This window comes from Sphingobacterium sp. KH_072 (assembly GCF_057837975.1).
Window position 1 is genome coordinate 198625 of the sequence record NZ_CM174457.1, and the last position, 26016, is coordinate 224640.

The window sequence follows — 26016 nt, forward strand, 5'->3', positions numbered from 1 at the left end:
ATAGCGATAAAATGCCTTTAATAACTGTTTTTATCACTGCGTACAATAGTGCGGCGTATATTGACCAAGCTATACAAAGCATCTTGAGTCAAACCGTGCAGGATTTCGAAGTAATCGTGGTTGATGATGGATCTACGGATACTACCCAAGAAGTGTTATCAAAAATCGATGACTCGCGGCTTCGAGTCTTAACTAATACTACGAATCAAGGCATCGTATATAGTAGAAATTTAGCTTTAACAGAGTCCCGAGGAGATTTTTTGGCGGTGTTGGATAGCGACGATTTGGCGCTCCCAGATCGATTAGAAAAACAATTAAACGCCTTTGAACAACGTAAGAATTTGGCGCTGTTAGGAGGACGTGCGTATGTTATCGACGACCTCGGTAACCTTCAGGGTGAGATACCACATAGCCCTTCAGGATCCTATAGAAACAAAGCCGCTCTATTTTTTGAAAATCCATTTGTGCACTCTAGTGTGATGATGCGGATGTCGGTTTTTCGGGAAGTTGGTGGTTATCCCGTGTTGAAATATCCTGTGGTAGAAGATCTTGCTCTGTATATCGAAATTGCTAAGAAATATGAAGTCGATAATTTGGATGAATTTATCTGTCGATACCGCAGGCATGATAGCAACATCACTAAGACAAGTCTGTTGAAAGTGTTGGAAATGATGCATCAAGTGAAACAGGAGCAACTTAACGAACTCAGTATGCTTGGCACGGAGGATGAATCAGAGATGCTTATCAACTATTATCAGCCCAATGCTTTTGGTATTCAGGAATATGCAGTTTTTTTATCAACTCTAATTGTACAGAATCGTAAAAGTAAAACATACCATCCAACGTATTTCGATAAAGCAATTCACCAAATTTGGTATACTGTGATAATGAACAAGTCGCCACATAAGGCATTGTCACTTCTACTAAGGTTGCCTCATTCTCACTGGAATTATTACTCATCTTCGCAACTACGCAAAGCATTAAAACGATTTGTGCTGCCAAGTGCCCTAAAAAAGGACAAGGTGGTAAAGATAATGGGTAGCCTTGGCGATCAAATGTTTCAATATGTTTTTCTGCTAGCGCTTAGGCAGCAATGGAACAAAGTAAAAGCAGACCTCAGCGATTTCAAAGATAATGCCGTGCAAAGTGGATGTGCGTTAGAAAGGGTTTTCTCTATCGAACTGGAATCTATTACAGATCACGAACGTCAACTTTATATCAAACAAGACGGTGAGGGTGTTTTTTGGACAATAAAACGAAAGCTATTTGGTACTCGGAAAGTGGTTAGAGCTGATGAACCGCCATTTTCTTTTCATGCTTACTACTTGAATCATCAGTCTGCGGCTTATTTTTCGGGATATTGGCAACATATTGATTACATGCGGTTTGTAAAGGACGAGGTCAGTAGGGTTTTTACATTTCCAGATCTAGAAGCAGAGCACCATAAAAGTATCGCTGAAATTGTTTCGAAAACTGAAAGTGTTGCTGTTTATGTAAATCGCAAGTCCTTAAAACCAAACTTGGCCGATGTTTGTGATATAGCATTTTATCGTAATTGCATTTCTTATGTTGAAAAACATGTTGAAAACCCAGTGTTTTTCTTTTTCTCTGATGACATAGCCTGGTGCAAGGAACATTTCTCTCATCTAGATGGGCAGTTTTTTGATCTTAATCAGGAGAAAGATTCCTATATAGATATGCAGTTAATGAGTTTGTGTAATCACCAGATTATCTCTAATAATACGCTTAGTTGGTGGGCAGCATGGCTGAATAGTTGTCCACATAAAGTTGTCGTAGCCCCTAAAAATTGGGCAAATGATGCTAGATTAAACACATCTGGTTTAACAAAATACTTTTTCACGATTTAAAGACTTTACCCCAACCAATCCTTAAACGCGCCGACTCGTTCTCGACTGACGATCAGATCCGGATTCGAGAAGTTTAGCAAACTCACTTTTAAGCGAGAATTCGAATGAATGGCGATATCTCGAATACCGTGTAGCTGAACAATATGGCTGCGTTGCTAAATCCGAAAGAAATCTTTCGGATTTAGCAACGCAGATAATTGATCCAGTGTATATTCAATCAAGTAATCGTGTTTATCTACCGTGCGTATGTAAGTGCCGCCGTGTGCACTGTAGAAACAAACAATATTTTTCACTTCGACCGGGCGCAATAGCTGCCCGATCTTGACGGTGAAGCGATCTTTGTATGCCGGATGATTTGCTGTTAGTAAGCTTTTTATTGCGGCAAAATCATAACCGATCGCAGTGCGCGACAAGTACTTGTCGATGGCATTCGTCAGCTCCTCTTCCACGATGGGTTTGAGGAGATAGTCCACGCTGTTTTCCTTGAAAGCGCGCAAAGTGTACGCATCAAAGGCCGTGGTGAAGATAATGGCAGAAGGAATATTTCGCTTCTCTAACAAATCGAAAGCCGTACCGTCAGACAACTGTATATCCATGAAAATAAGATCTGGCGCCTTGTTATTGACAAACCAAGTATCTGCTTCTGCCACAGAATGTACCATGCTTGTGTGATGATATCCTGCTTTCTCCAGTTTGCGTTGTAAAAGGCGTGCTGCCGGTTTTTCGTCTTCAACTATTAGAAAGTGCATAGCATTAAATTTTTGTCATTAATGGAAGTGCTACTCGGAATGTTTGTTCATTTTGCTGGATGCGAACCGACTTATCCGTCAGGCTGCTATAGCGTTCGGTGATGATCGACAAGCCTAGCTTGTTGGATTCAACGAAAGAATTGCGCGGTTGTAAGTTGTTTTCTACTATCAAATAATCCGAATCGCTGTCGATCTTGATGTGCAGTGGGCGAGCTTCCGAAGCTTCGTTGTGCTTCACAGCATTCTCCAATAATAATTGCAGACAAAGTGGTACCACACACTTCTGCTTTTGTTCAAAGCCTGATGCAATTTCATAGGTCAAAGCACCTTCAAAGCGGATCTGCAAAAGATAGAGAAACTCCTTGCCGGTTGCCAGTTCTTCTTGCAATGGCACCAGATCTTTGTCTTTTTGACTCAACATACTCCGATAAATCGCCGATAGGCTATTCGTATACCGAAATGCCTTGGCTGCATCTTCCTCAATTAGACCGCTCAAGACATTTAAGCTGTTGAATAAGAAATGTGGATCAATCTGGTTTTTAAGATGAATAAATTTTGTTTCCGAAAGACTCGACTTCGCTTTTTCTGTCGTAATCTGCGCATCCTTCAATGCTTTTAATGCATTGAAAGCATAAAAAATACCGCCAGTAACTAATGCAATAGCTGCGCTTAATAGATAAAACTGCAACGATTCTCCTAACAAGAAATCCACAGGTTGAAAGTTGGATTCGCGCCCGAAAATCAAGAATCGAATTAGGAATAATACCGCAACAGTCACTACTGGACTCACGCATAGATACACAAAGAAACGATGCCATCTCTTTTCAAGGTGCTTTTGCAGTGCTATCGCAAAATTTTTGTTGATTAAATATAAGGAGGTGCTCAGTAACAAAGTGAATGCTAACCATTCTACCGGAATGTTGGAGATATTGCATCCGCATTCCTGCATAGAAATGATCAGCATAATCACCCATCCGAACAGTAATGATATAAATAAGTCGGGAACTAATTTTCTGGCGTTCACAGTAGGTTTTTGTATTATCTAAGGTTGTTTTTGAATCATCGCTTCGGCTCTATCCCTTCCCCAAGTCGGGTAGAAAGGCTCTTTGTGCTGATCGTTCTCGTATAAAGATAAGGCTTTCTGCAAGTCTTTATACTCTTTGTCGCTGTTGCCGCCTGTAAACTTTTTGGTCTGTATCTGAAATTCTGCTAATCCAGATATAGCTCGGGGGTTTTCAGTGTCGGCTTTCAATGCTTGTTGATAGGTTTCGATGATCTTCGGAGATAATTTTTGACCTAAATTCATTGGATCAGCCGTCAGCTCCGAAGTGAGTGCTAGCGCTTTCAATACCAACCATTCCGATGAAGCACCAAGTGTGATTTTTTGTGAGATGATGGTATTTCCACGTTGTATTAGTTGCGCTCTTTGAGTGGCGTCTGAGGCGCGAAATGATTCTGTAATCGAGATCAGCGCTTGATAGTACGACGGGAGCCATTGTTTTTTTTCTGCTGCCGCAATGCGTTCTAATTTTGCGGCAGCTTCTGTGCTGCTGCCTGCTTCCCAAAGTTGCAACGGCTTTTCATAAGCAGTTTTTGCAAAGCTACCATAGCTGTAAAAAGTGAGCAGCATAATAAATAGTGCTAAATCCACCAAATGGGAGAGTGGATCTCTATAGACAGATCAGAGAATACATCATTTTATACAACACCGAAAGAAGACACAAATCAATTGGGCGGATAACTCCCGACCAATGTTCAGCAAATCAAAAATGTATCGTAATTATATCTTTTTTTGTAAAAATGTTGTCCAACAAAGAGGCAGTATCATATGAAGTAGCAAAGGGCAAAAGAAATTTCGATATATATATCTAGACATCAGGATGTGAATATATCTGGCTATATAGATATGTCTCGTCCGGAAAAGTCTTTATAGTTGGTCTGATACGTTTTTTGGTTTACAGTTTTTGGAAGAGTGAATAATTATAAAATTAACTGTTTTTCTTGTTTTTTCTTACCCTTTCTTCTACCGTTTTTCCACCTTTTGGTACGCGGCTCATTAGTGCTATGGGCAACTATAGGATTTAAATAATTACAGCTCATATGAGGGCGTAGATGATTGTAGGATTCTATACTTTTGGCGACAGCCGATAATGCCTGACTTCTTGATTGGAAGACGCGATTAAGTTTGAATTCAGATTTAAGAATACCATTAAGTCGTTCTGCTATCGGATTTTCATAGGGGTAGCCTTACCTGTTTTGGTAGCCTTACCTGTTTTTCAAACCAAATAGAAATATTAAATTTAGTTTGTTAAACATTATGAAAAAGAGCAAATTTTCAGAGCATCAGATCGTCAATATTCTTAAAGAATATGAATCAGGTAAGGCCACTAAAGATATCTGTCGGGAGCACGGTATATCAGCACCAACTTTTTATCAATGGAAGCAAAAGTACGGAGGTATGGATGCGCAGCACCTAAAAGAGCTAAAGGCTCTGCAGGAAGAAAATTCACGGCTGAAGCGCATGTTCGCCGATTTAAGCCTCGATCACCGCATTCTAAAAGATATTATTGAAAAAAAGCTTTAAAGCTTTGTGAACGTAAAGAGCTGGTGGGGTCTGTAGTGACTGAGGAAGGGATCAGTATTCATAGAGCTTGTAAAATTGTCTGCATGAGCCGCAGCATGTACTATTATAATCACACGAAAGATGATGAGGAAGTGGTTGCTAAACTCATGGATCTGGCAAATTGTTATCCAACCAGGGGCTTCGAAACCTATTATGGCAAAATCAGAATGGAGGGTTTGGTGTGGAACAGAAAACGGGTTCTAAGAGTCTACAGAAGGATCAACCTGAAGCTTCGTAGTAAGCGTAAGCGTCGGATTCCGTCCAGAATTAAAGAGAAACTAATCGTTCCAGAAGGAATCAATAGAACATGGTCAATCGACTTTATGAGTGATTCGCTTTCTAACGGACGCAGGTTTCGAGTACTAAATGTGATGGATGATTATAACAGAGAATCTCTGATAAATGAAGCTTTCTATTCGATTCCAGGTATTAGGCTGGTTCAGAAATTGAAAGAATTAATCTTTTCTCGGCCTAAGCCTAAGCGTATCCGAACCGACAACGGACCAGAGTTTCTGTCTAGGGTTTTTGTTGATTTCTGTAAAGAGAATGACATCGAACTACAATATATACAACCCGGTAAGCCTTCGCAGAATGCTTATATCGAAAGATTAAATCGAACGTTTAGAGAGGATGTCTTGGACGCTTACTTGTTTGGATCACTAACAGAAGTCAATGCTATTTCTTACGAATGGCAGATCGACTATAACAGTAGTCACCCTCACAAATCATTAAATGGACTAAGTCCGTGGTTATATATGAAGGAATCTTTGAAAACGTAAAGAACGTTTTTATATTTATTCACTGTTTGAAAAAGGGTAAGGCTTCAAAAACAGGTAAGGCTACCTAGCGGCATCACTAAATATAGAATTTAATTATTGGCTATATCTTAAATATCTTTTTGAAATAAATGACCAATAAAATTCAGATTACACGTCTGAAATACTTTTGATGTATCAATGTCACAATTTCTATTTGCTTTTTCCCGATTGATATTTTTCAAATTTTTTAAAGAGATCTGCCATCGATATATTTTCGAATTGGCAAAGTTTGTATATCGTAAAAATTGGAATGTCATATCCATCTAATGAATTAATTTTTGAAATAGTGGAGGATGTCAAATTGCAAGCTTTAGCGTATTTATTTTGAGTCGTGGCTAAACCATTAATTTTGAATGGATTAAAAAACTTTTCTCTTATGAATTGGCAGAGCAGTTTATTTAGATCTTCTTTATTCATCATTTCAAAGGGGTAGATGGAGTTCTTGTGTAAAAAAAGTGTTCGCGATGGCGAATAGTTGGATTATTGTTTTATATTTGTATAAGTTATTATTTAAGCGACTATTAGGTAGGCTGATATGCCTACATAACGATGTCTCTCGTTTGAGAAAACCGGCAAATTTTACCTGCGAGAAGACTGCGAGTTCGCCCTTTGCTATCGGATTATTATTATCTTTGGATATTATATAAGCCGATAGGGCGAGCTTTGTAGAAGTCTTTTCTGGAGGTAAAGCAGAAGAATCTCGTGAAGATTATACTGCAAGGGTTACTTGCCGGTTTCCCTCAGCCATGAAAGCAGCAAGGTTCGCCCTATTGGTTTACCCATTAGTTCGTCCCAATAAATTTGCTTCGGTTAGACACTGTTATCATAAACCAGAAAGAATTATGACAACGAACCGTAAGTACAGCACAAAAACCAATTGCCTGATCCAAGATCAGCAATCATGGTTTTCCCGCAAACATCAAACAAAGAACATCACTTGTGCCCCTGAATAAGTTAGGATCTGGAATATAGGGCAAGGTATCTAAAAAGGAAGCATCTTGAGATACCCATGAGGTACACCTTGAATAAGGAGATAGTACTAACTGAAAATGATACCGTTGCTAATTATTCCTGAACTCCAAATCTACATTAGTAAAATTTGCCAATCCTTCTATTTTACAAGGCAAATATAAACTGTAGATTCTTTTTCTTAAGCACTCTAAAATTAGCTTTTCTTTTTCAATACTCCAAGATGATTTTGGCCTGAGTCACTAATGCCTATAGTTTGAGGCGTGGATGAGATATAGCTAATTGCAATATCAATATTATTAACCTTATTGAAATGACGTATCAATACGCCCTGGCCGCGCTTTGGCCTAAATCCAAATACATTTATAGAGCCTTTTCATGGCTAGCCATAACAGTCATTATTAGTTCATACGTGTTTGTTAATCGTGCCTTTGCCCAGTTCCGCGATGATAGTGGGGCTGGAGCAGAGGTTACTTTTTCAGGTCCCCTGCTAATTGGTGCACAGCTTCCTGAAGCCTTTTGGAGCATGGAGCATTTAATCTACCAAGACGGTGATACCATCCGTACTAACTTAAAATCTTACCGCGGTAAGCTGCTGATTCTGGATTTTTGGGCAAGCTGGTGCGGCGCTTGTTTAGTAGAACTTGGTAAGCTGGAATCCCTATCTAAAGACTTTACCGGGCAGGCAAACATCTTGCTGGTAAATACTGCAGATACGCGAGACGACTTCCAAAAGGTAGCTGGCAGCTATCAGAGATCTAAAGGAAAATACTGGCGAGGAACACTTAACAGTATTATCATGGATAGCTATATCAAATCTCTTTTTCCCCACATTGGTATCCCTTATCAAGTGTGGATTAATCCTAAAGGGACAGTATATGCCTTTACCCGTTCGAGTTTTGTTGATCCGAAAGTCATTACCATTATAAATCAGATTTACCGATGAGTATCCGCTATCTATTGACCACGATCGCTGCTGTTCTTGTTATCACTTTTTGCTACGGGCAGCAAGATACAATCTCTGGTAGAATTAGAAACCAATCAGGGCGCTTTCTACCCGGAGTGAATGTAACTGTTCAGGCTCGCGGTATTACTCAACAAAGTGATACACAAGGAGTTTTTCAGCTTATCGGACTTAGTTCGGATGATTTAGTATCCTTTAAATATATTGGATTTCGCGACACCGCCATCGTATACTCTCCAGATTTGAGAACGCTGGATGTTGTACTTACAGAAGATTCGGGGGTAATTCAGCAGGTGGATATCGCTGCCAGCACCGGTTACCAGCGCATTCCCAAAGAGCGGGCGGTGGGTGCTTTTGAGACCATTGATGCGGAAAGGTTGGAGAACGTCGTATCTCATAACATTTTAGATAAACTGGAAGGACAGACGAGCCTGCTTTTTGATAAGGCGGCATCGCGCCCAGCACTTACTCTTCGAGGGATAAATACGATGGAAGGAAATACCCAGCCCTTGATTATTCTGGATAACTTTCCATATCAAGGAGATATAGAGTCGATTAACCCGCTGGATGTGCAAAACATTACTTTACTAAAAGATGCTTCGGCGGCTTCGATCTGGGGTGCTCGGGCCAGTAATGGAGTAATTGTCATTACTACCAAGCAGGGTACTAGCGGCCAGCGCAGCAATATTACGGCCAGCTCCATCACCACTGTGGGTGAAATCCCCGATCTATATTATCCCAACGTGATTGATAGTCGTAGCTTGGTTGAGTTAGAGCGGGAAATGTTTGATCGGGGAGTCTACAACTCCTTTTTAAACAATGTTCAGCGCACCTGGCTGTCTCCGGTAGTGGAAAGTTTATTTGCTCATCGAGATGGCACGCTGGATGCACAAACTCTGCAAGGCCGGCTCGCTGATATTGCGAATACCGATAACCGCCAGCAGTATGCAGAGCTCATGTACCGTCCATCATTCAATCAGCAGCATCATGTCTCGTTAAGTTCAGCTACACGCCGATCTACCTACTACGCCTCTGCGGGCTATGACCGAAATGTCAGTAATCTTGCCAGCCGCCTGCAAAGATTCAGCATGCGGGTGAATTACAACTACCGATTGCTGGAAGGCTTGCACTGGAACAATAGCCTGCAACTAGCTCATAGCAGCCAGCGAAGTGGGCATAGCGGATATCCTGCTGCAGGTTACCACAACCGGCCATACCTAAACTTGGTGGATGATAACCGTCAGCACATACCTCACTATAATCTGGAGCGGGGCTATGCTGATAGCATGCTGGAGATTGGTCAGCTGCTGGACTGGCGGCGCTACCCGTTACAGGAAAAGGACTTGGATCGCCAGCAGACCATCACCCCATCAGCGGTTATCTCTACCGGTTTGACCTACACCATCATGGATGGATTGAGCGCCCAAGCGGTATACCGCTATGACCGCCAAAGACAGGAATTGCTGCACATGCGCGAACTAGGTAGCTACTTTACCCGGAACCTGATCAATACCTTTACCCAGTTTAGCGATAATGGTCCTTTGCGCAGAGTACCTATCGGCGGGATCCGGCAAGACGGTACAATGGATCTGCGGAGTCATAACTTGCGGGGTCAACTGACATGGGGCAAATCCTGGGGGCGTCATCATTTGAACGCACTAGCCGGAGGGGAGGTGCGTAAGACTAATGAATCATTGGTGCAGGGTGGGGTATATGGTTATGATCCGGGTACACTAACCTCCGGACTGGTAAATTATATAGACCCGGCGCGCCACCTGTTGCTGGGCACTAATCAGTTCATTCCAGATCCGCACGTGTTTCGCACGCGACAGGACAACTTTGTTTCCGGCTTTTTTAATGCCGGCTATGACATGGATGGTAAGTACCTATTGACTGTTAGCGCACGGCGGGATGCTTCTAATAATTTCGGGATGGCTGCGAACGAACGCTGGAACCCAATGTGGTCGTTTGGTGCGGGCTGGAATCTGCACAATGAGTCGTTTATCTCGCAGGGACTTTTTGATTTGTTCAAGCTGCGGCTGACCTACGGCATGACCGGGAATATGGATCCCAGCAAAAGTGCACTGACGATTATCCGCTTTGCAGGCCAAGAACCATTATCTCGACAACCCCGGGCAGCGGTTGCCCAAGACGCTAATGATCAGCTGCAATGGGAAACCACGCGAACGATCAATGGCGGGCTGGACTTTTCCATGTGGTCGGCACGTGTATCAGGACAGCTTGATGTATACCGCAAGTGGAACGAAAACCTCTTTGCTCCAGCACTCAACGATTTAAGTAATGGCGCTAATCGGTATGTGGTGCGTAACGTCGGCAGCATGCAGGCCGAAGGAGTGGAGGCTTCTTTGCTAGTGCGCTGGATAAACAACCAGCATTTGAACTTCGAAACCCGCTTTTTATACAATTACAACCGTTATACGGTTACTGAATACCGAAGCAACTTTGACCGCGTCAGCCGAAATAACATCAACGATGGTCTTAATCTGCTGCGCATCAGGGAAGGACAATCGCTCTACCCGGTGGTGTCGTATCCTTTTGAAAGGCTCGATGAAAACGGGCAGATGATATCGCGCCTCATGGGAGAGCCTTCCGCCGATTATTCGGCAATACTGAATGCCGATATAGACAACCTGGTCTACTCTGGGGTGGCTACTCCACTGCATTTTGGTAATGTTAACCTACATCTGAGCTACCATCGCTGGCAGTTGGGAGCGATATTCAACTGGAAGGCGGGCTATGTGTATCGCAGGCCGACGGTACGGTATGGCGTGCTCAGCACCCAGCAGCCGCTGGGCATGGGGCCGGGATCGGGAGACTTTGCCAGGCGGTGGAAGCAGCCGGGTGATGAGCTGTACACCACCATTCCTAGGTTTGACTACCCTATCTCACCATCGGATAACCTTTATCCACTTTCTGAGGCTACCGTAGCATCTGGCAGTCATGTACGTCTACAAACAGTAAACCTGCTTTACAATCTGAATTTAGATCCTCTTAAGGCTGTGCAATCTGTTCGAGTAGGGGTGAATATCACCAACCTCGGGCTACTATGGCGCGCTGGGCATGGGGATATTGATCCGGATTTTCCGACAGGCATACCCTTGCCGCGCACCTATTCCTTGAATCTGCAATTACAATTTTAATGCAATACTCCTATGAATGATATAAAGACAAACGTCAAATCCATTTATTTAGTTGCCCTGCTGCTAGGCACGTTTGCTGGATGCAGCAAAATCCTCGAAGAGAAGTCTGATCAGAGCCTCAAGCAGATGGAAACCATCGATGATCTTCAAGCGCTGTTGAACAACTCAGGTATTTTTAATGATGTTCCGGCTGGAATGGGAGAGGTGTGTTCGGATAATGTCTATTTTGTGCCCGATTTTATCAATGCTCAACCCGAATTCGACCAAAACCTGTATGTATGGCGAGCACCGAACTCATCTGCGGATGGTCTGCTGGCTGATGCATGGAACAATTGCTATCTGGCTATTTACTATTCAAATCTGGTTATTGAGCAGTCCCAGCGAATCAGTCTAGCACATACAGGAGATGTAAACCGTCTGGAGCAGATCAAGGGATGGGCACATTTCCTTCGAGCGTATTACCATTTGGCCTTGGTGTCTACTTGGCGCGGTCCGTGGACTGCGCAGCGAGACCAGATGCTGGCTATTCCCCTTCGGGTGGTTTCCGACATTAATGCTCCTAATATGCGCAATACTTTGGGAGAAGTTTATCATCAAGTGGAGCAGGATATGCTGTATGCCATAGCAAGGCTACCCAGTTCGGTAAGCATTGTGACTGCGCCTGATAAAGCGGCAGGGTATGCGCTTGCTAGCCGATTTTACCTGCTAAAAGGAGATTACGAAAAAACGCGCTTGTATGCAGATAGTACGCTAAGTTTGAAAAGCAGTATCATGGACTACGCTACACTGGATAAATCTGCGAACTTTCCTTTTGCTGCCATGAATGCAGAGGTCATATTTCATGTGTATCGCGGGATTAACCTAGTGAACCGCGCACTTACAGATGGTGTTTCCCCGGAGCTTCATGCGCTTTATGGAGCAGGTGATCTTCGCAGAGAACTATATTTCAGGCGCAATCCAAATGGTACGCCCCGTTTTAAAGGGCTTTATAATGGAACACTAGGAATTTTTACCGGTCCTACCACCAGTGAGGTTGTTCTTAATCAGGTAGAAGCGCTATGGCGGACGGGTCAAATTGAAGAGAGTAGAACGGCTTTGGAAAAATTCCTGCGTCATAGATACCGGTCGGAGTTTGATCTGCCGGGGTATGTAAGCGGCGCGCCGATAGATAGTTTGATCAAAGTTGAGCGGCGCAAGGAGTTTGCTTTTCGAGATATTCGCTGGCAAGACATGCAGCGCTACCATTATACAGATGGCGATGAGTATCGTATGATCAGAGAGTTACGAGCCGAGAAATACTCGTTTGATGTGGCAAATTTCAACATACCTTATCCAGAAAACTTCTTAGTTTTTAATCCTGATTACCGATAGAAATTGGGATAAGAAGGGGATTTGTCTGAACTCCTAACTATGAGGATTTACTTCACCTATGTGCTAGGAAAATATAAACATTGTTTGCAAACAATATTAAAAGAAATGATAAACCGTAGAATTATTGAAGATTATTTACAGAGTCATGCTATTGTTAGCAAGCTGGAAAAAAAGGATGCTGCGCTATTGCGGCGTATTTTGATGATTTTTGAAAAGTATCATGATTCAGAGTTTTTGGAAAGGGTGGACATCTTGATGGCTTGTTGCAATAGGGGATTAATAGGTTCCTACTTTCCCGATACAGCGATTGCCAAGGTGGCCACTAAAGCTTTGGAGATGTTGCTAAAAGATTTTGATCGGCAGATATTTTTGAATTACGGGAAGGGATAGTTCGGCGCAGTTGCTTTAAAAGACATTAGAATTTGAGAAACGTACTTCCATAGCTTGTAGATGCGACGTATTTACTGTAAAACTGGTTCAGACATCATGTTATAATGTGTCACGGCGGATATAGGTTTGATCCGTTTCGTAAACTTCTTTCACATATATCTAATTTGACTGCATAGGGGTGTGTTATTTTTATTAGGGCTAATGGTCAGGGGACGTTTAAAGAAGCTATAGATCCACAAAGTGGACCTATAACTCATTATCGCATTAATCAACTCTGAATGATTTTTGGTAAAGGTCTCCAGTATCCTGATTGACTTGGCCATGAGTCATATTCGGCTGATTTGAATTTGAAGGATCGGCTTGATCCACGATGCTACAGACTGTAGGTGAACTACCCCCACATTGTACACCATCTATGGGCTCAAGAGAATACAAAGTTGGATCATTCGGGTCATTTTGATCGGTGCCCGTAAAATACCAGGTTTGATTCAAGGTGCCAACCGCCTCAACTTTATTACCTTTATTATTCATCACTGCGGTAAATGCAAACGTTCCGATTGCAATTAGCGCTAATATTAATGTGAAGAGTGATGTCTTCACTGCAAATGTATTTTTCATATTTTTAAAATTTGAATGTTTTTTAATTTCCTAAGCAGACCTTTGCCCAGAAAAGGCGTTTGATCTTTTTTACTGTGGTGGCCTACTTGCCAGTAGCGTTTAGCGAGTAGGCCTTTAGCCAGAAGAGCGCAAATTTCATCTTGAACTTTTTCATATTACATATCTTAAGCAATTCTATAATTCAATCGTATTAATACTATTGTTAAATGTTGATAGTCAAAATTATATAAGTTAAAATGCATGAGTTGCACATCAAATGTGCAATTTTTAGCGATTTAAGCTTTTTAGGAAAAGATATTGGCATTCTTGGAGGGTTCGTTTGGATATGCCCAAATAATCTGCTTGTTCCTGCTGGGTCATAACTGAATGTATGCCCGCGAGCTTCTCGCGGAAAAGCCTATACCGATCAAATGGCGATTTTGATAGCAAAATGGAGATATGACTTCTATGCTGTCTTATTTCTCTATTGGTGAGCACATCAAATAAAATATCAATTGCGGGATCGCGGTTTTTAAGTTTTTTTACACGTTCGTATGCTATGCGTAGAATTAAACTTGATCGAAGTGCTATGATACTCCCTGCTCTGGGGGTGTTGGTGTAAAGATGGTTGGTTGTTTTTAAGGAGTTATGTGCTAGAGCAACACTTTCAATTTTTCTTTTTTTGATAGAAGGATCAGTCGATACGAATGCAATCATTCCTTGGCAGACGAAATATAGGTTTCTTTGTGGGGATGAATGGCTGTATAAAAGTTCGCCACGACTTACATGTATTGGGTGCAGATTGTCTCGAGCCCATTGCCTCTGATATTCGTCGGTCTGAACATACCCTGACCAGAATTGAAAAAAGATATTGAGGGCTTTGGCGTCTTTCTTCATAGAGTAAATATATTGTCTAATATTCTAATAGTAGCAGGCTAAATATTCATATATAGTTGATCTTCAAAGATAATTAACCTTTTCGGGGAATAGGTTTGATATGCGTATAATGCCATTTGCTAGAAGTGAACTGCTATTTGCATAGCGCGAAATGATGTTTGATCCTTTGAACCTGAGAGAGTTTGGAGGTCGAAACTCGGCTAAAAACCTGAATTTCACTCATAAAATCTTAAGTCTTACAAGGGAAACTATAAATGGGAGGGCGCGTTGATTTTCTTTTAAATGTCGACCGAATCCGAAAAATTATGTGTCTTTTGACTGATTTGTATCAAACATTTAATAGATAAACGTTAACCCAAACTCTACTTTCTGCCTATCATAGTATTATGGTGAAAGTTAAGCAGCTATCTATCTTCATTATCTACTACTTCTACGCCTTGATCACGCATTGTTTCTAAGGGAAATTAGTCGGCGATGCGATGGCCAACAAGTAAATGTCGGTGAACTATTTATTTTACGATATGAGTTGCAAAAACAGTTATTTCATTCAAAACGACTATTTATTAAGAATACTAAATCTACCTAGAACAATAGTACGCTGACGATCGGAACTAGGATTAATGAAACAATAGATGAAATTCCTACAAGCAATGCGGCGTTTTCTTCCTCCGTTTCTAAAAATGATGCAAATACGACCAGATTAGCGGCGATAGGAAAACTGGCCATGAGCAACATTAACATCGACTGATCATCATCCAACACGCCGACCCATTGCGCTTCCGCGAAAACCAAAAGGCCTAAGAATATTGCGCCAGCGACATAACGCAAACCTAATATCTTGCTAAATGTGGCGTAAGCTACCTTTTTAAAGTCGATCCCACCGAGCGTAACGCCAATAATGAGCATGCCCAAAGCAGAAACGATCCAACTCACCACATTGCCCACCGGTTCGACGCTTTCGGGAAGTTCCACAGAAAGCAAATTGAGCCCGATCGCGACAATGCATGCATAGACGGCCGGAATTTGAAACACCTTTTTAACCGCTTCTTTGGTTGGCACATCTTTGGTGCGCGACATCAGATAGAATCCAATGGTATCGCCATATAAGGCATTGCCCACATACGCCGAGATAATCAACGGCATTTGTTCTTCGCCAAATAGTGCCATCACAACGGGTATACCAAACCAACCAATATTATAATAGGAAAATGATCCCTTTAAAAGGCTACCATCGTAATCCGAAGCAAAACTTTTGTTCGCGATAATCGCCGGAATGTTCATGGCTAAGGCCAATAAAAATATCATAGAACCAGATACGGCTGTTTCAGCAAGATCAGCTTTCAGCAAATTCTCAATAATCAGAATCGGAATCAATGCGAATAACAAGACCTTGGAAATCCATTTGCTCTTCAAGTTCCATTTGGCATGCGCAAACCAACCTAATAGGATAAATCCATAAAGCGGCAGCACACGAGTCGCTAATTCATTAATGATATCCATGGCCGAGTTGTAAAAGTAAGTCGTTGGTGAGAAGGTCTGCCTGTTCGACATTGAACCACAATGAATTGATATCCAGCTGCGCGCCAGCAAGCTGATGTCCGATCACGTAAAAAGGGGATAATTCATTCCGGGAGGAAGTCCATACGCGCATCGTATTCAGATCGGCTAATACGCCAGCGATTGGATGCGGTTCAATGTGCTTTTTTTCCAGTAAATCTGGCCACAATGGTTGGTCTTGCATCTTTTCGATATCGCTGGATGGACCAGAAGCATTGATCACATAATCGGCTTCGTACGTGGTGCCATCTTGTTGTTTTAGGATGAATCGATCATTTTTCCACTCAATATCATCGGTGTGCCCAATGATTTCCAACTGTCCTGAACGCAAGATGTTGCGGATCTTGATTGCATTCTCCAGTGGAATAGCGTGCCGGTTGATGTCGAAATGCGGTTTTACCCATTTGCCAAAAAGCATTTTCTGATCAGGTGGCAGCAGACGCCAGATGCTGTACGAGTCTTCGCGCAAGGAATATAATACCGTTTGAAAAATATTGCCGTCGCCCGTCGCTTCTTGAATGTCTTTCTCCAACAAAGTTAACTGATCTTTATTGATGCGATCTTCGCTGCTCCAATCGATGCGTTTTTCTAAAGCGCTTTCTACTTCCGAGCGAAAAAGTCGGATAAGATCTATGATGCGAAGTGTTCTCTGCTGTTGGCGGATGATACTACGGATGCTGGACAAAGTCAACACCTTTCGGTCGTACGGTATCTCGGAAGGCGTTTGCACGCGCGGTAATAGGCCCGTGAGTGAGAAGAACTGAATCGGTCCCTCATGTCCATTATCCACCAGCGTAATCAAGGCGTCAATCGCCGTCAGGCTACTGCCCACGATGCTCACACGTGATTGCTTATCTTGAATCTCTTGGAGCAATCGGCTGGTAGGCCAAGGTGAGCAAAAGAAATGATCGGTCTTTTTCAGCTTCGCAAATGTGGAAGACTCTGGGTTTCCTGTTGCTAGGATCACGTAGTCAAACGACACGTTGCGTTCGTCGTCGGTTTGTAGTATGACCGTGTTTTCTGCAGAGATATCTGCGGCGATGATTTCAGTCGGATCTGTTTTGATATCAAGGCCAGCTTCCTGTCCCCATCTGCGATAGGTGTCCAACATAGCTTGAACATAATTGCCGTACAACATCCGAGGCGGATAGCTGTCGGGGTGCGTGCTTACCTGCGGATAACTTTCTTCGATCCACTCACTATGCTGATGCATCCATTGTACGAAGTGCATGCGCTCTTTTGGGAAGATACCCATCAGCCCTGCTTTCGTATTTAGAAGATGGCCTTGTTGCTCGGTGCCAAAGGCCAGCCCGTCGCCAAATTCCTTCCGTTTTTCAAATAGGGTGATGGAAATCGGAAACGGGTTTCCCTGCGTAAGATGCTTTTGTACCAGTTGGATAAAGCAAGCTACGCCACTAGCTCCCGATCCTACGATGGCAATTTTTTTTGGTAGATGTTTGACCATACAACTACCTAAACAGGAATCGCTAATGATTGTTTAGCTAAGCTAGCTGTTGCACAATGTTTTTGGTCGGCCCGGGATTACTCATGGTATAAAAGTGTAATACAGGCGCGCCAAAAGCGATGAGTTCTCGACATTGATTTACTAACCACTCTTCTCCGACTTGTCGTACTTCTGCATTATTCTTGCAACTCTCTACCGCCTCAGACAGTTCTTCGGGTATATCTAGGTGAAAAATGCGCGGTAAAGTGATCAGTTGTTTTTTAGTAGTCAATGGCTTTAATCCGGGGATGATCGGCACATGGATATCATGCTCACGACATTTGGTGACAAATTCTTTGTAACGGTCTACATTGAAGAACATTTGCGTAACGATAAATTCGGCGCCCATATCCACCTTCTTTTTTAGCCATTTGAAGTCGGCCTGTGCATTTGGCGCTTCAAAGTGCTTCTCAGGATAGCCAGCTACGCCGATACAAAAATCAGTTTTCGAAGAAGTCGTGATATCCTCATGCAGGTATTTTCCGTCGTTCATGTCCTTCACTTGTTGCAACAAATCGGTGGCATAGGCATGTCCGCCTTCGGTCGGGATAAAATCGGCATCGCCTTTACGCGCATCACCACGAAGTACCAATACATTATCTATTCCCAAGAAATCCAGATCAATTAAGGCATTTTCTGTTTCTTCTTTGGTGAAACCGCCACAGATCAAATGTGGTACGGCATCGACCTTATATTTGTTCATAATCGCGGCACAAATAGCTACTGTACCTGGGCGCTTACGATAAGAAACCCGCTCTAACAAGCCATTTGGATGTTGTTTATACAAATAATCTTCGCGATGATAGGTGACGTCGATAAAAGGTGGTTTGAATTCCATCAACTCATCCATGGTTTGGAAGATGTTTTGGATTCCCTGACCTTTTGCAGGAGGTAGCAGCTCAAAAGAAAACAAGGTTTTTCCTTGTGCATTCGTGATATGATCGATGATCTTCATATGTATCTGTTTCTTGAATGGAAGGCTTGCAGAGAAGAGGTGCTGGTTAGTGCTCCTGTTCGCTTATCATTCCCTTCGTTGTGAACGGGTAGATTGTAGCACCTTGACATGAGTCAGGTTGCTAAGGCGTCCGCGGGTCTAATCCCTCAGCCTTTCTCTATAAGCAATCACAAATATGGGAAAACGGTGTGGGATAACAAAATGCGGAACGATTTTAATTCGAGATCGTGCTTTGTCCACCTTTTGTCCACGGCCGTTTCGCTGATGTCCACCTTGTGTACTAAAAAAATAATTTATCCTTGTGAACACAAATAGACAAACGTATCAACATGGAAAACAAGAATCACCCTGACTACAATCCTGGGCCGCGTATTGGCATTACTTTCTCTACTTTCGATTTATTGCATGCTGGTCATATCATGATGCTGGCCGAAGCCAAACGACAATGTGATTACCTCATTTGTGGTTTACAGATGGATCCTACCCTAGATCGTCCGGAAAAAAATGCGCCAACGCAAACGGTGGTAGAGCGCTATATTCAGCTTCGCGGTTGTCAGTATGTCGACGAAATTGTCCCTTATTCTACAGAGCAGGATTTGGAAGATATCTTACGGTCTTTCAAACTCGATGTGCGTATTGTGGGTGATGAATATCAGGATAAGAACTTTACGGGTAGAGCCTATTGCGAACAAAAGGGCATTGAGCTTTATTTCAACAGCCGCGATCACCGATTTTCTAGTTCGGGTTTGCGCCGTATTGTTGCCGAGAAGGAAGCCGAGAAACTAGTCCGTGAAATGACGCCGTAGTACATTAAATACTACATTACGGGTTTTCAATTTTCTGAAATATCAGACTATTTAGTACATTCGTAGAGAATGAAGAAAATAGCCGTTATCGGACAAGGATACGTCGGGTTGCCTTTGGCATTAGCGTTTGCTTCGCATGCGCAAGTAGTCGGATTTGATATTGATGAAGCGCGCGTCAGCGAACTAAACCATGGCGTTGACCGCACGAAGGAGGCAGATCGGGAAGTTTTACGTTCGGCTCTTCAATTTTCGGTAGATACAGACGGTCAGAAAGGTTATATCGCTTCATGTGCTGTGGAAGATCTACGCTCGTGTACGATCTACATCGTTACCGTTCCTACGCCAATTGATGAGTTTAATGCGCCGGATCTCAGGCCTTTGCGCAGTGCAACGCGCATGTTGGGCAAGGTCTTGAAAAAAGGCGATATCGTGATTTACGAATCCACCGTATATCCAGGATGCACCGAGGAAGATTGTGTTCCGATCTTGGAACAAGAATCGGGACTGGTATTCAATGAAGACTTTTTTGCTGGCTATTCTCCCGAACGGATCAATCCGGGAGATAAGGTCAATACGTTGACCACAATCAAGAAGGTGACTTCTGGTTCTACGCCAGCTATTGCCGAAGAAATCGATCAGCTTTATCAAGTTATTATTCACGCAGGTACGCACAAAGCACCGAGCATTAAGGTAGCAGAGGCTTCCAAAGCGATCGAAAACGCGCAACGTGATGTGAACATCTCGTTCGTTAATGAATTGGCTTTGATCTTTGATCGGGTGGGTATTGATACACAAGATGTGTTAGCGGCCGCTGGCACCAAGTTTAATTTTCTTCCTTACAAACCAGGCCTAGTTGGTGGTCACTGCATATCGGTAGATCCGTATTATCTGGCGCACAAAGCAGTTCAGCTCGGCTATCATCCTAATGTAATTCTTTCCGGTCGACGGGTTAACGATTCTGTCGCGGAATTTATTGCTTCGAAAGTGGTCAAATTAATGATTCGCAAGGACATCGCCGTAAAAGGTGCTAAAGCTTTGATCTTAGGAATTACGTTCAAAGAAAACTGTCCAGATATCCGGAATACTAAAGTAAAAGATTTGCATGCGGCATTGGAAGATTACGGTGTGCAGGCGGATGTTGTAGATCCTTGGGCAAGTAGGGAAGAAGTAGAACATGAATATGGCTTACGTTTGAAATCGATGGACGAAGCGTCGCAATCGGGTGGATATGATGCGGTTATCATGGCGGTATCACATCATGAGTTTTTACGATTGGATTTGACGAGCTTTTGTAAAGAGCGTGTCGTGGTTTTTGATATTAAAGGAGTGCTAGACAGAGCTATAGTCGACGCGCGACTTTAATAGCAAAGAGATTCCGCTGCTTGGCATATTTTTTGTGGATTGGGCGCTGTGCATACTACCTGCCTTCCGGTGTGAGTCCATTGAAATTTAGAGTTATATAATAGATAAAAGTAAATACATAGACCAATCATTCGCTATGGAAAAAAATAAAAGAAAAGACTACAATCCAGGGCCACGCGTTGGAATTACATTTTCTACCTTCGACCTGCTTCATGCAGGACATATTATGATGTTGGCAGAAGCAAAAAGACAATGTGATTATCTGATCTGCGGATTGCAAATGGATCCCACATTAGATCGTCCGGAGAAGAATGCACCTACACAAACTGTTGTAGAACGCTACATTCAGTTGCGCGGTTGTGAATACGTAGACGAAATCGTGCCTTACTCTACGGAACAAGATCTGGAAGATATTTTGAAGTCCTTCAAGCTTGATGTCCGTATCGTTGGGGATGAGTACGCAGAGAAAGATTTTACGGGTCGTGCCTATTGCGAGCAAAAGGGCATCGAATTGTATTTCAATAGCCGTGATCACCGCTTTTCCAGTTCAGGTCTGAGAAGAATTGTTGCGGAAAGAGAAGCAGCGAAGAACAATAAATAAAGCGCTACCTTTATAAAGTTATCTATACATAGCTATGTCAAAAACGATATTAATTACCGGCGGAGCCGGATTCATTGGTTCCCATGTGGTAAGAGAGTTTGTTAGTAAATATGCAGACTACCGCATTATAAATCTGGACGCCCTGACTTATGCTGGAAATTTGGAAAATCTGAAGGATATTCAGGACAAACCAAATTACACCTTCGTCAAAGCAGACATTACCGATGCGGCTCATATTCTGGAAGTATTTAAAAAATACCAACCCGATGGCGTGATCCATTTGGCGGCAGAATCTCATGTAGATCGTTCTATTGCAGATCCATCTGCCTTTGTGATGACCAATGTGATTGGTACGGTCAATTTATTGAACGCCGCTCGCGAAATCTGGAAAGACAGTTTCGAAGGAAAACGTTTCCATCACGTTTCTACCGATGAGGTTTTTGGTGCTTTAGGTAGTACTGGTTTATTTACAGAAGAAACGAGTTATGATCCGCACTCTCCATATTCCGCTTCCAAAGCATCTTCCGATCACTTCGTGCGCGCATATCATGATACGTATGGCTTGCCAATTGTTTTGACCAATTGCTCGAACAACTATGGGCCAAACCATTTTCCGGAGAAGCTGATCCCATTATGTATCCACAATATTTTAAATAATAAACCTTTGCCAATCTATGGTGATGGAAAATATACACGCGATTGGCTGTTTGTGATCGATCATGCCAAAGCCATTGATTTGGTATATCATAACGGTAAAAATGGCGACTCCTATAATGTCGGCGGTTTCAACGAATGGCAAAATATCGATTTGGTTAAGGAATTGTGCCAACAAATGGACGAAAAGTTAGGTAGAACGAAGGGGACTTCCGAAAGCTTAATCACCTACGTAAAAGACAGACCGGGTCATGATCTTCGCTATGCGATCGATGCTGCAAAAATCAACAAGGAGTTGGGTTATATGCCATCTGTTACTTTTCAACAAGGATTGTCATTAACTATAGATTGGTTTTTGAACAATAAAGAGTGGTTGCAAAATGTGACTACTGGGGATTACCAAAACTATTACGAGAAACAGTATAATTAGTTGATATGAAAGCAACAGAGACTAAGCTGAAAGGCTGTTTCATTTTAGAGCCGAAAAAGTTCGGCGATAGCCGTGGTTACTTTTTCGAGAGTTTCAACGAACAAACATTTAATGACGTTACGCAGGCTCAAACTCGTTTTGTGCAAGATAATCAATCCTATTCTACCAAAGGGGTGTTGAGAGGTTTACACGCTCAGGCTGAAGAGTTTGCACAAGCTAAATTAGTTCGTGTGTTGGAAGGGACTGTTTTGGATGTGGCGGTAGACGCTCGTCCAGATTCAGAAACGTTTGGGCAACATGTCGCGGTAGAATTATCTGCTGAAAATAATTTGCAATTATTTGTTCCTCGTGGATTTTTGCATGGATTTGTTGTGCTGAGTGATACCGCTACCTTTTTCTATAAGTGCGACAATTTCTACCATAAAGATGCGGAGCAAGGTATTCGCTTTGATGATCCGGCATTAGGAATTGATTGGATCTTGCCGCACGATCAACTTTTGATATCGGATAAAGATGCCATATTGCCGTCTTTCGAAGAAGTTTTCGTGAAAAAATAATGAGGCGAAAAATGGCTGATTTTAAAAAGTATTTATGAAGATTTTAGTAACTGGAGCAAACGGACAGTTAGGTAACGAATTACGGGATATAAGTAGAAATTATGCAAATGATGATTTTACTTTTGTCACACGGGTTGAAATGCCTTTGAATGATTTGCAGAAAATTGAAGAAGTTTTAGATCATTATTCTCCAGATGTCCTCATTAACGCAGGTGCCTATACGGCTGTTGACAAAGCAGAATCAGAGCCTGAGTTAGCTGATGTGGTTAATCATCAAGCAGTGGCAGGTATAGCACAATGGGTCAAAGCAAACGATGCAAAGTTGGTTCATATATCTACGGATTATGTGTTCCAAGGAAACAGTAGCATGCCACTAACGGAAGACGAGAAGACCAACCCTATTAATGTTTATGGCGCGACAAAGCAAAAGGGAGAACGAGCAATTCTAGAATCCGGTGCAGATGCAATTATTATTCGTACGGCGTGGGTATATTCGACTTACGGTGCTAACTTTGTTAAGACTATGATTCGCTTGATGACAGAACGAAATGAGATTTCGGTGATTTCCGATCAGACTGGTTCGCCGACTTATGCCCGTGATTTGGCTCTAGGTATTCTGAACATCGTTCATAGCGACAGGTGGAAAAGTGGTATCTTCAATTACAGTAATGAAGGTGAAATCTCATGGTATGACTTTGCTGTTGCTATTCGCGAATTAAAAGGATTGGATTGTAAAATCAATGCCATCTCTACGGAGCAATACCCCACTCCTGCAAAGCGACCGAGATATTCCCTGCTTGATAAAAGTAAAATTAGAGCTGAATTTACTGTGGTCGTTCCGGCATGGAAAGACAGTTTGCAACAGATGTTAGATAAGCTTTAATATATATGAAACATTTTAATTAGATAATAGACAGATGAAAGGAATAATACTTGCTGGAGGTTCCGGTACCCGTTTGCACCCCTTGACGCTAGCCGTCTCCAAACAGTTAATGCCGGTTTATGATAAACCCATGATATATTACCCATTATCGACCTTGATGCTTGCCGGAATTAACGAGATTTTGATCATATCCACACCGCAGGATTTACCGAACTTCCAAAAGTTGTTGGGGGATGGTTCGCAGATCGGTTGTCGATTTGAGTATGTTGAGCAACCTTCGCCAGATGGCCTTGCGCAAGCTTTTATTTTGGGCGAAGAATTTATAGGCGACGATAAGGTGGCTTTGATCTTGGGCGATAACATTTTCTATGGTTCTGGCATGTCGAAGCTGCTGCAATCCAATGCTGATCCCGAAGGTGGTTGCGTTTTTGCTTACCAGGTTCATGACCCGGAACGATATGGTGTGGTCGAATTCGATAAGCAAAACCAAGTAGTGTCTATCGAAGAGAAGCCTACTAATCCAAAATCAAATTACGCCGTGCCGGGATTGTATTTCTATGATAACGATGTGGTCGAGATTGCTAAAAATATAAAGCCCTCGCATCGTGGTGAGTTGGAAATTACGGATGTCAATAAAGTATATTTAGAACAAGGTAAGCTGAAAGTAGGGGTATTTGATCGCGGAACTGCTTGGTTAGATACCGGTACAATTCAATCGCTGATGCAGGCTGGACAGTTTGTTCAAGTTATTGAAGAGCGTCAGGGCATGAAAATTGGGGCTATAGAAGAAATTGCTTATCGTATGGGATGGATTGATAAAGTTCAGTTGTTAACGATAGCTGAACCCTTAGTTAAAAGTGGTTACGGAAAATATTTGAAGCAGCTTGCTAACTAGTTGTTTATTTTCAATAGGTATTTGATTCATCATGAGTAAAGCTGATCGGGAGGTAGGGGCTGGCGGTAATATGTTGTCTCGCTTGCTAGGAATGGATAACGCAATTGTCTACACTGTTCTTGGCAGGATAATTCAAGGTTTGGGTGGAATTGTGTCTGTGCTTTTTATCGCGAGATTCTTAAATGCAAACGAGCAGGGCTATTTTTATACTTTTAATAGTATACTAGCGCTACAAGTTTTTTTTGAGTTAGGTTTTACAACTATCATCACGCAGTTTACTTCAAAATATTTCGCTAATCTGCGGCTCAATGGGTACGTGATGGAAGGAAGCATTGCTGATGTATCATATGTGTCATCTTTACTTCGCTTTAGTGTGAACTGGTTTTTAATAGCGGCAGTAGCGGTATTTGCGCTATTAAGTATTCTAGGCTACGTGTTTTTCAAGGTCAATAATAGCGTTGGATTGGAAATTGATTGGGAAGCGCCATGGGTTTTGACAACATTATCGACCGCCTTGATATTGTTGATCACTCCCATACTTTCATTTCTAGAGGGTATTGGTAAGATAGAGTTCACATCGAAATTGAGGTTTATACAATATTCGAGTCAGATAGTATTCTTCTTTGCTGGATTGGTCGCTCATTTTGGTTTATACGCAAGACCTCTAAGCGTTATACTCTCGGTGCTACTTATTTCTTTTTTTTTAAGAAAATCATCCAATTTCAAAATTTTGCAGCACGTTTGGGGACGTTTAGGATCGTCGAAGGTAAGTTATCGTAATGATATTTTTCCTTTTCAATGGAAAATTTCAGTAAGCTGGTTAAGTGGCTATTTGATGTATCAATTATTTAATCCGGTAATTTTCGCTTTTGATGGAGCGGAAGCAGCAGGAAAGATTGGAATGACGTTAACGGTGACCAACGGTATATTGACTGTTGCAATGAGTTGGATAAATACCAAAATACCATCTTGGACAAATATGATTGCGATGTACGACTTTCAAAGTTTGGATAAGGTTTTCAAGAGGACAAATATTCAGGCTTCAATAATATGCTCGTTGGGATTGTTGGCCTTTATTGTTATTTTACTAACTATGAGGGAATATAATGTCACTTACCTCAACCGGTTTTTGGATTTGCGATTTGTGTTTTTATTATCTTTAGCCACTGTCAGCAACCTTTTGATATCTTCTTTTGCCGTTTATCTTCGATGCCATTTAAAGGAACCTCTACTTTATATGTCTTTGGTTGTGGGGGGATTAACAGCGTTGTCGACGTTTTTTTTAGGCAAATTTTATGGCGTTTCCGGCGTTGTGATGGGGTACACAGCGACGATTGTACTTATCAGCTTACCTTGGACGTATTTAGTTTATAGAAAGTATAGAAGGCTATGGCATTAATGAATT

At 42.2% G+C, this 26016-nt stretch carries 23 protein-coding genes, 2 pseudogenes and 1 riboswitch; of the genes and pseudogenes, 15 read left to right on the plus strand and 10 right to left on the minus strand.

All coding sequences use genetic code 11. From position 1 onward, the window contains the following. Window positions 1-11 precede the first annotated feature (11 nt). Window positions 12-1868 (plus strand): glycosyltransferase, encoded by a 1857-nt coding sequence (locus tag AC3IRT_RS00935; RefSeq protein WP_489394679.1) that lies wholly within the window; start codon window positions 12-14, stop codon window positions 1866-1868. A gap of 5 nt (window positions 1869-1873) precedes the next feature. On the opposite strand, the pseudogene AC3IRT_RS00940 reads toward AC3IRT_RS00935, so the two are convergent. The 4 genes and pseudogenes from AC3IRT_RS00940 to AC3IRT_RS00955 all read right to left on the minus strand — a co-directional run. Further along, window positions 1874-2617, minus strand: a pseudogene (locus AC3IRT_RS00940) (LytR/AlgR family response regulator transcription factor). Window positions 2618-2621: 4 nt separating this feature from the next. Continuing rightward, window positions 2622-3641: a sensor histidine kinase gene (locus tag AC3IRT_RS00945; protein ID WP_489394680.1), complete on the minus strand. Its 1020-nt coding sequence runs from the start codon at window positions 3639-3641 to the stop codon at window positions 2622-2624. Between the two features lie 18 nt (window positions 3642-3659). Then, window positions 3660-4247, minus strand: coding sequence for a hypothetical protein (locus tag AC3IRT_RS00950; RefSeq protein WP_489394681.1), 588 nt, complete (start codon window positions 4245-4247; stop codon window positions 3660-3662). A 350-nt stretch (window positions 4248-4597) separates the two neighbouring features. After that, a pseudogene (locus AC3IRT_RS00955) lies at window positions 4598-4852 on the minus strand (integrase core domain-containing protein); the annotation flags it as partial. 82 nt (window positions 4853-4934) lie between these two features. Here AC3IRT_RS00955 and AC3IRT_RS00960 point away from each other — a divergent pair. Both AC3IRT_RS00960 and AC3IRT_RS00965 read left to right on the plus strand, forming a co-directional pair. Continuing rightward, entirely contained in the window at window positions 4935-5201 is a 267-nt protein-coding gene (locus AC3IRT_RS00960) for a transposase (RefSeq protein ID WP_489394682.1), read from the plus strand. Between the two features lie 23 nt (window positions 5202-5224). After that, entirely contained in the window at window positions 5225-6019 is a 795-nt protein-coding gene (locus tag AC3IRT_RS00965; RefSeq protein WP_489394683.1) for an IS3 family transposase, read from the plus strand. 189 nt (window positions 6020-6208) lie between these two features. Here AC3IRT_RS00965 and AC3IRT_RS00970 read toward each other — a convergent pair whose 3' ends face one another. Beyond that, window positions 6209-6478, minus strand: coding sequence for a hypothetical protein (locus AC3IRT_RS00970; protein ID WP_489394684.1), 270 nt, complete (start codon window positions 6476-6478; stop codon window positions 6209-6211). Window positions 6479-7340: 862 nt separating this feature from the next. On the opposite strand from AC3IRT_RS00970, the gene AC3IRT_RS00975 reads away from it, so the two are divergent. The 4 genes from AC3IRT_RS00975 to AC3IRT_RS00990 are packed head-to-tail and all read left to right on the plus strand — an operon-like array spanning window position 7341 to window position 12913. Then, complete coding sequence (locus AC3IRT_RS00975) at window positions 7341-7973, plus strand: TlpA family protein disulfide reductase (protein ID WP_489394685.1); 633 nt, start codon at window positions 7341-7343, stop codon at window positions 7971-7973. Then, window positions 7970-11152: a SusC/RagA family TonB-linked outer membrane protein gene (locus AC3IRT_RS00980; RefSeq protein WP_489394686.1), complete on the plus strand. Its 3183-nt coding sequence runs from the start codon at window positions 7970-7972 to the stop codon at window positions 11150-11152. Before AC3IRT_RS00975 ends, AC3IRT_RS00980 begins: the two co-directional genes overlap by 4 nt. A gap of 12 nt (window positions 11153-11164) precedes the next feature. Beyond that, on the plus strand, window positions 11165-12523 hold the full coding sequence (locus AC3IRT_RS00985) for a RagB/SusD family nutrient uptake outer membrane protein (RefSeq protein ID WP_489394687.1): 1359 nt from the start codon (window positions 11165-11167) through the stop codon (window positions 12521-12523). Window positions 12524-12562: 39 nt separating this feature from the next. Further along, window positions 12563-12913, plus strand: a complete 351-nt coding sequence (locus tag AC3IRT_RS00990; RefSeq protein ID WP_166332576.1) for a hypothetical protein — start codon at window positions 12563-12565, stop codon at window positions 12911-12913. A gap of 264 nt (window positions 12914-13177) precedes the next feature. On the opposite strand, the gene AC3IRT_RS00995 is transcribed toward AC3IRT_RS00990, so the two are convergent. From AC3IRT_RS00995 to metF, 5 genes are all read right to left on the minus strand, one after another. After that, window positions 13178-13531, minus strand: coding sequence for a hypothetical protein (locus tag AC3IRT_RS00995; RefSeq protein WP_489394688.1), 354 nt, complete (start codon window positions 13529-13531; stop codon window positions 13178-13180). 267 nt (window positions 13532-13798) lie between these two features. After that, entirely contained in the window at window positions 13799-14407 is a 609-nt protein-coding gene (locus AC3IRT_RS01000) for a Crp/Fnr family transcriptional regulator (protein WP_489394689.1), read from the minus strand. Between the two features lie 582 nt (window positions 14408-14989). Further along, entirely contained in the window at window positions 14990-15907 is a 918-nt protein-coding gene (locus AC3IRT_RS01005) for an AEC family transporter (protein ID WP_489394690.1), read from the minus strand. Then, window positions 15894-17429 carry an FAD/NAD(P)-binding protein gene (locus AC3IRT_RS01010; RefSeq protein WP_489394691.1) on the minus strand — a complete coding sequence of 512 codons (1536 nt, stop codon included), beginning with the start codon at window positions 17427-17429 and terminating at the stop codon, window positions 15894-15896. The genes AC3IRT_RS01005 and AC3IRT_RS01010 overlap by 14 nt, the downstream gene beginning before the upstream one ends. Window positions 17430-17466: 37 nt before the next feature. Then, window positions 17467-18423 (minus strand): methylenetetrahydrofolate reductase [NAD(P)H], encoded by a 957-nt coding sequence (gene metF, locus AC3IRT_RS01015; protein ID WP_489394692.1) that lies wholly within the window; start codon window positions 18421-18423, stop codon window positions 17467-17469. Between the two features lie 60 nt (window positions 18424-18483). Next, window positions 18484-18589, minus strand: a riboswitch (SAM riboswitch). A 163-nt stretch (window positions 18590-18752) separates the two neighbouring features. On the opposite strand from metF, the gene AC3IRT_RS01020 reads away from it, so the two are divergent. The 8 genes from AC3IRT_RS01020 to AC3IRT_RS01055 all read left to right on the plus strand — a co-directional run bounded on the left by AC3IRT_RS01020 (window position 18753) and on the right by AC3IRT_RS01055 (window position 26010). Then, a complete protein-coding gene (locus tag AC3IRT_RS01020) occupies window positions 18753-19229 on the plus strand; it encodes an adenylyltransferase/cytidyltransferase family protein (protein ID WP_489394693.1) in 477 nt (158 codons plus the stop codon). A 69-nt stretch (window positions 19230-19298) separates the two neighbouring features. After that, on the plus strand, window positions 19299-20591 hold the full coding sequence (locus tag AC3IRT_RS01025) for a nucleotide sugar dehydrogenase (protein ID WP_489394694.1): 1293 nt from the start codon (window positions 19299-19301) through the stop codon (window positions 20589-20591). 136 nt (window positions 20592-20727) lie between these two features. After that, window positions 20728-21192: an adenylyltransferase/cytidyltransferase family protein gene (locus tag AC3IRT_RS01030; protein WP_489394695.1), complete on the plus strand. Its 465-nt coding sequence runs from the start codon at window positions 20728-20730 to the stop codon at window positions 21190-21192. A 34-nt stretch (window positions 21193-21226) separates the two neighbouring features. Next, a complete protein-coding gene (gene rfbB, locus AC3IRT_RS01035) occupies window positions 21227-22276 on the plus strand; it encodes a dTDP-glucose 4,6-dehydratase (protein ID WP_489394696.1) in 1050 nt (349 codons plus the stop codon). A gap of 5 nt (window positions 22277-22281) precedes the next feature. After that, the gene (gene rfbC / locus AC3IRT_RS01040; RefSeq protein ID WP_489394697.1) at window positions 22282-22833 is read left to right on the plus strand and encodes a dTDP-4-dehydrorhamnose 3,5-epimerase; all 552 of its coding nucleotides are present in this window, start codon (window positions 22282-22284) and stop codon (window positions 22831-22833) included. A 34-nt stretch (window positions 22834-22867) separates the two neighbouring features. After that, on the plus strand, window positions 22868-23716 hold the full coding sequence (rfbD, locus tag AC3IRT_RS01045; RefSeq protein ID WP_489394698.1) for a dTDP-4-dehydrorhamnose reductase: 849 nt from the start codon (window positions 22868-22870) through the stop codon (window positions 23714-23716). A gap of 34 nt (window positions 23717-23750) precedes the next feature. Next, window positions 23751-24611, plus strand: coding sequence for a glucose-1-phosphate thymidylyltransferase RfbA (rfbA, locus tag AC3IRT_RS01050; RefSeq protein WP_489394699.1), 861 nt, complete (start codon window positions 23751-23753; stop codon window positions 24609-24611). Window positions 24612-24642: 31 nt separating this feature from the next. Next, entirely contained in the window at window positions 24643-26010 is a 1368-nt protein-coding gene (locus tag AC3IRT_RS01055) for a lipopolysaccharide biosynthesis protein (RefSeq protein WP_489394700.1), read from the plus strand. Window positions 26011-26016: the final 6 nt, after the last annotated feature.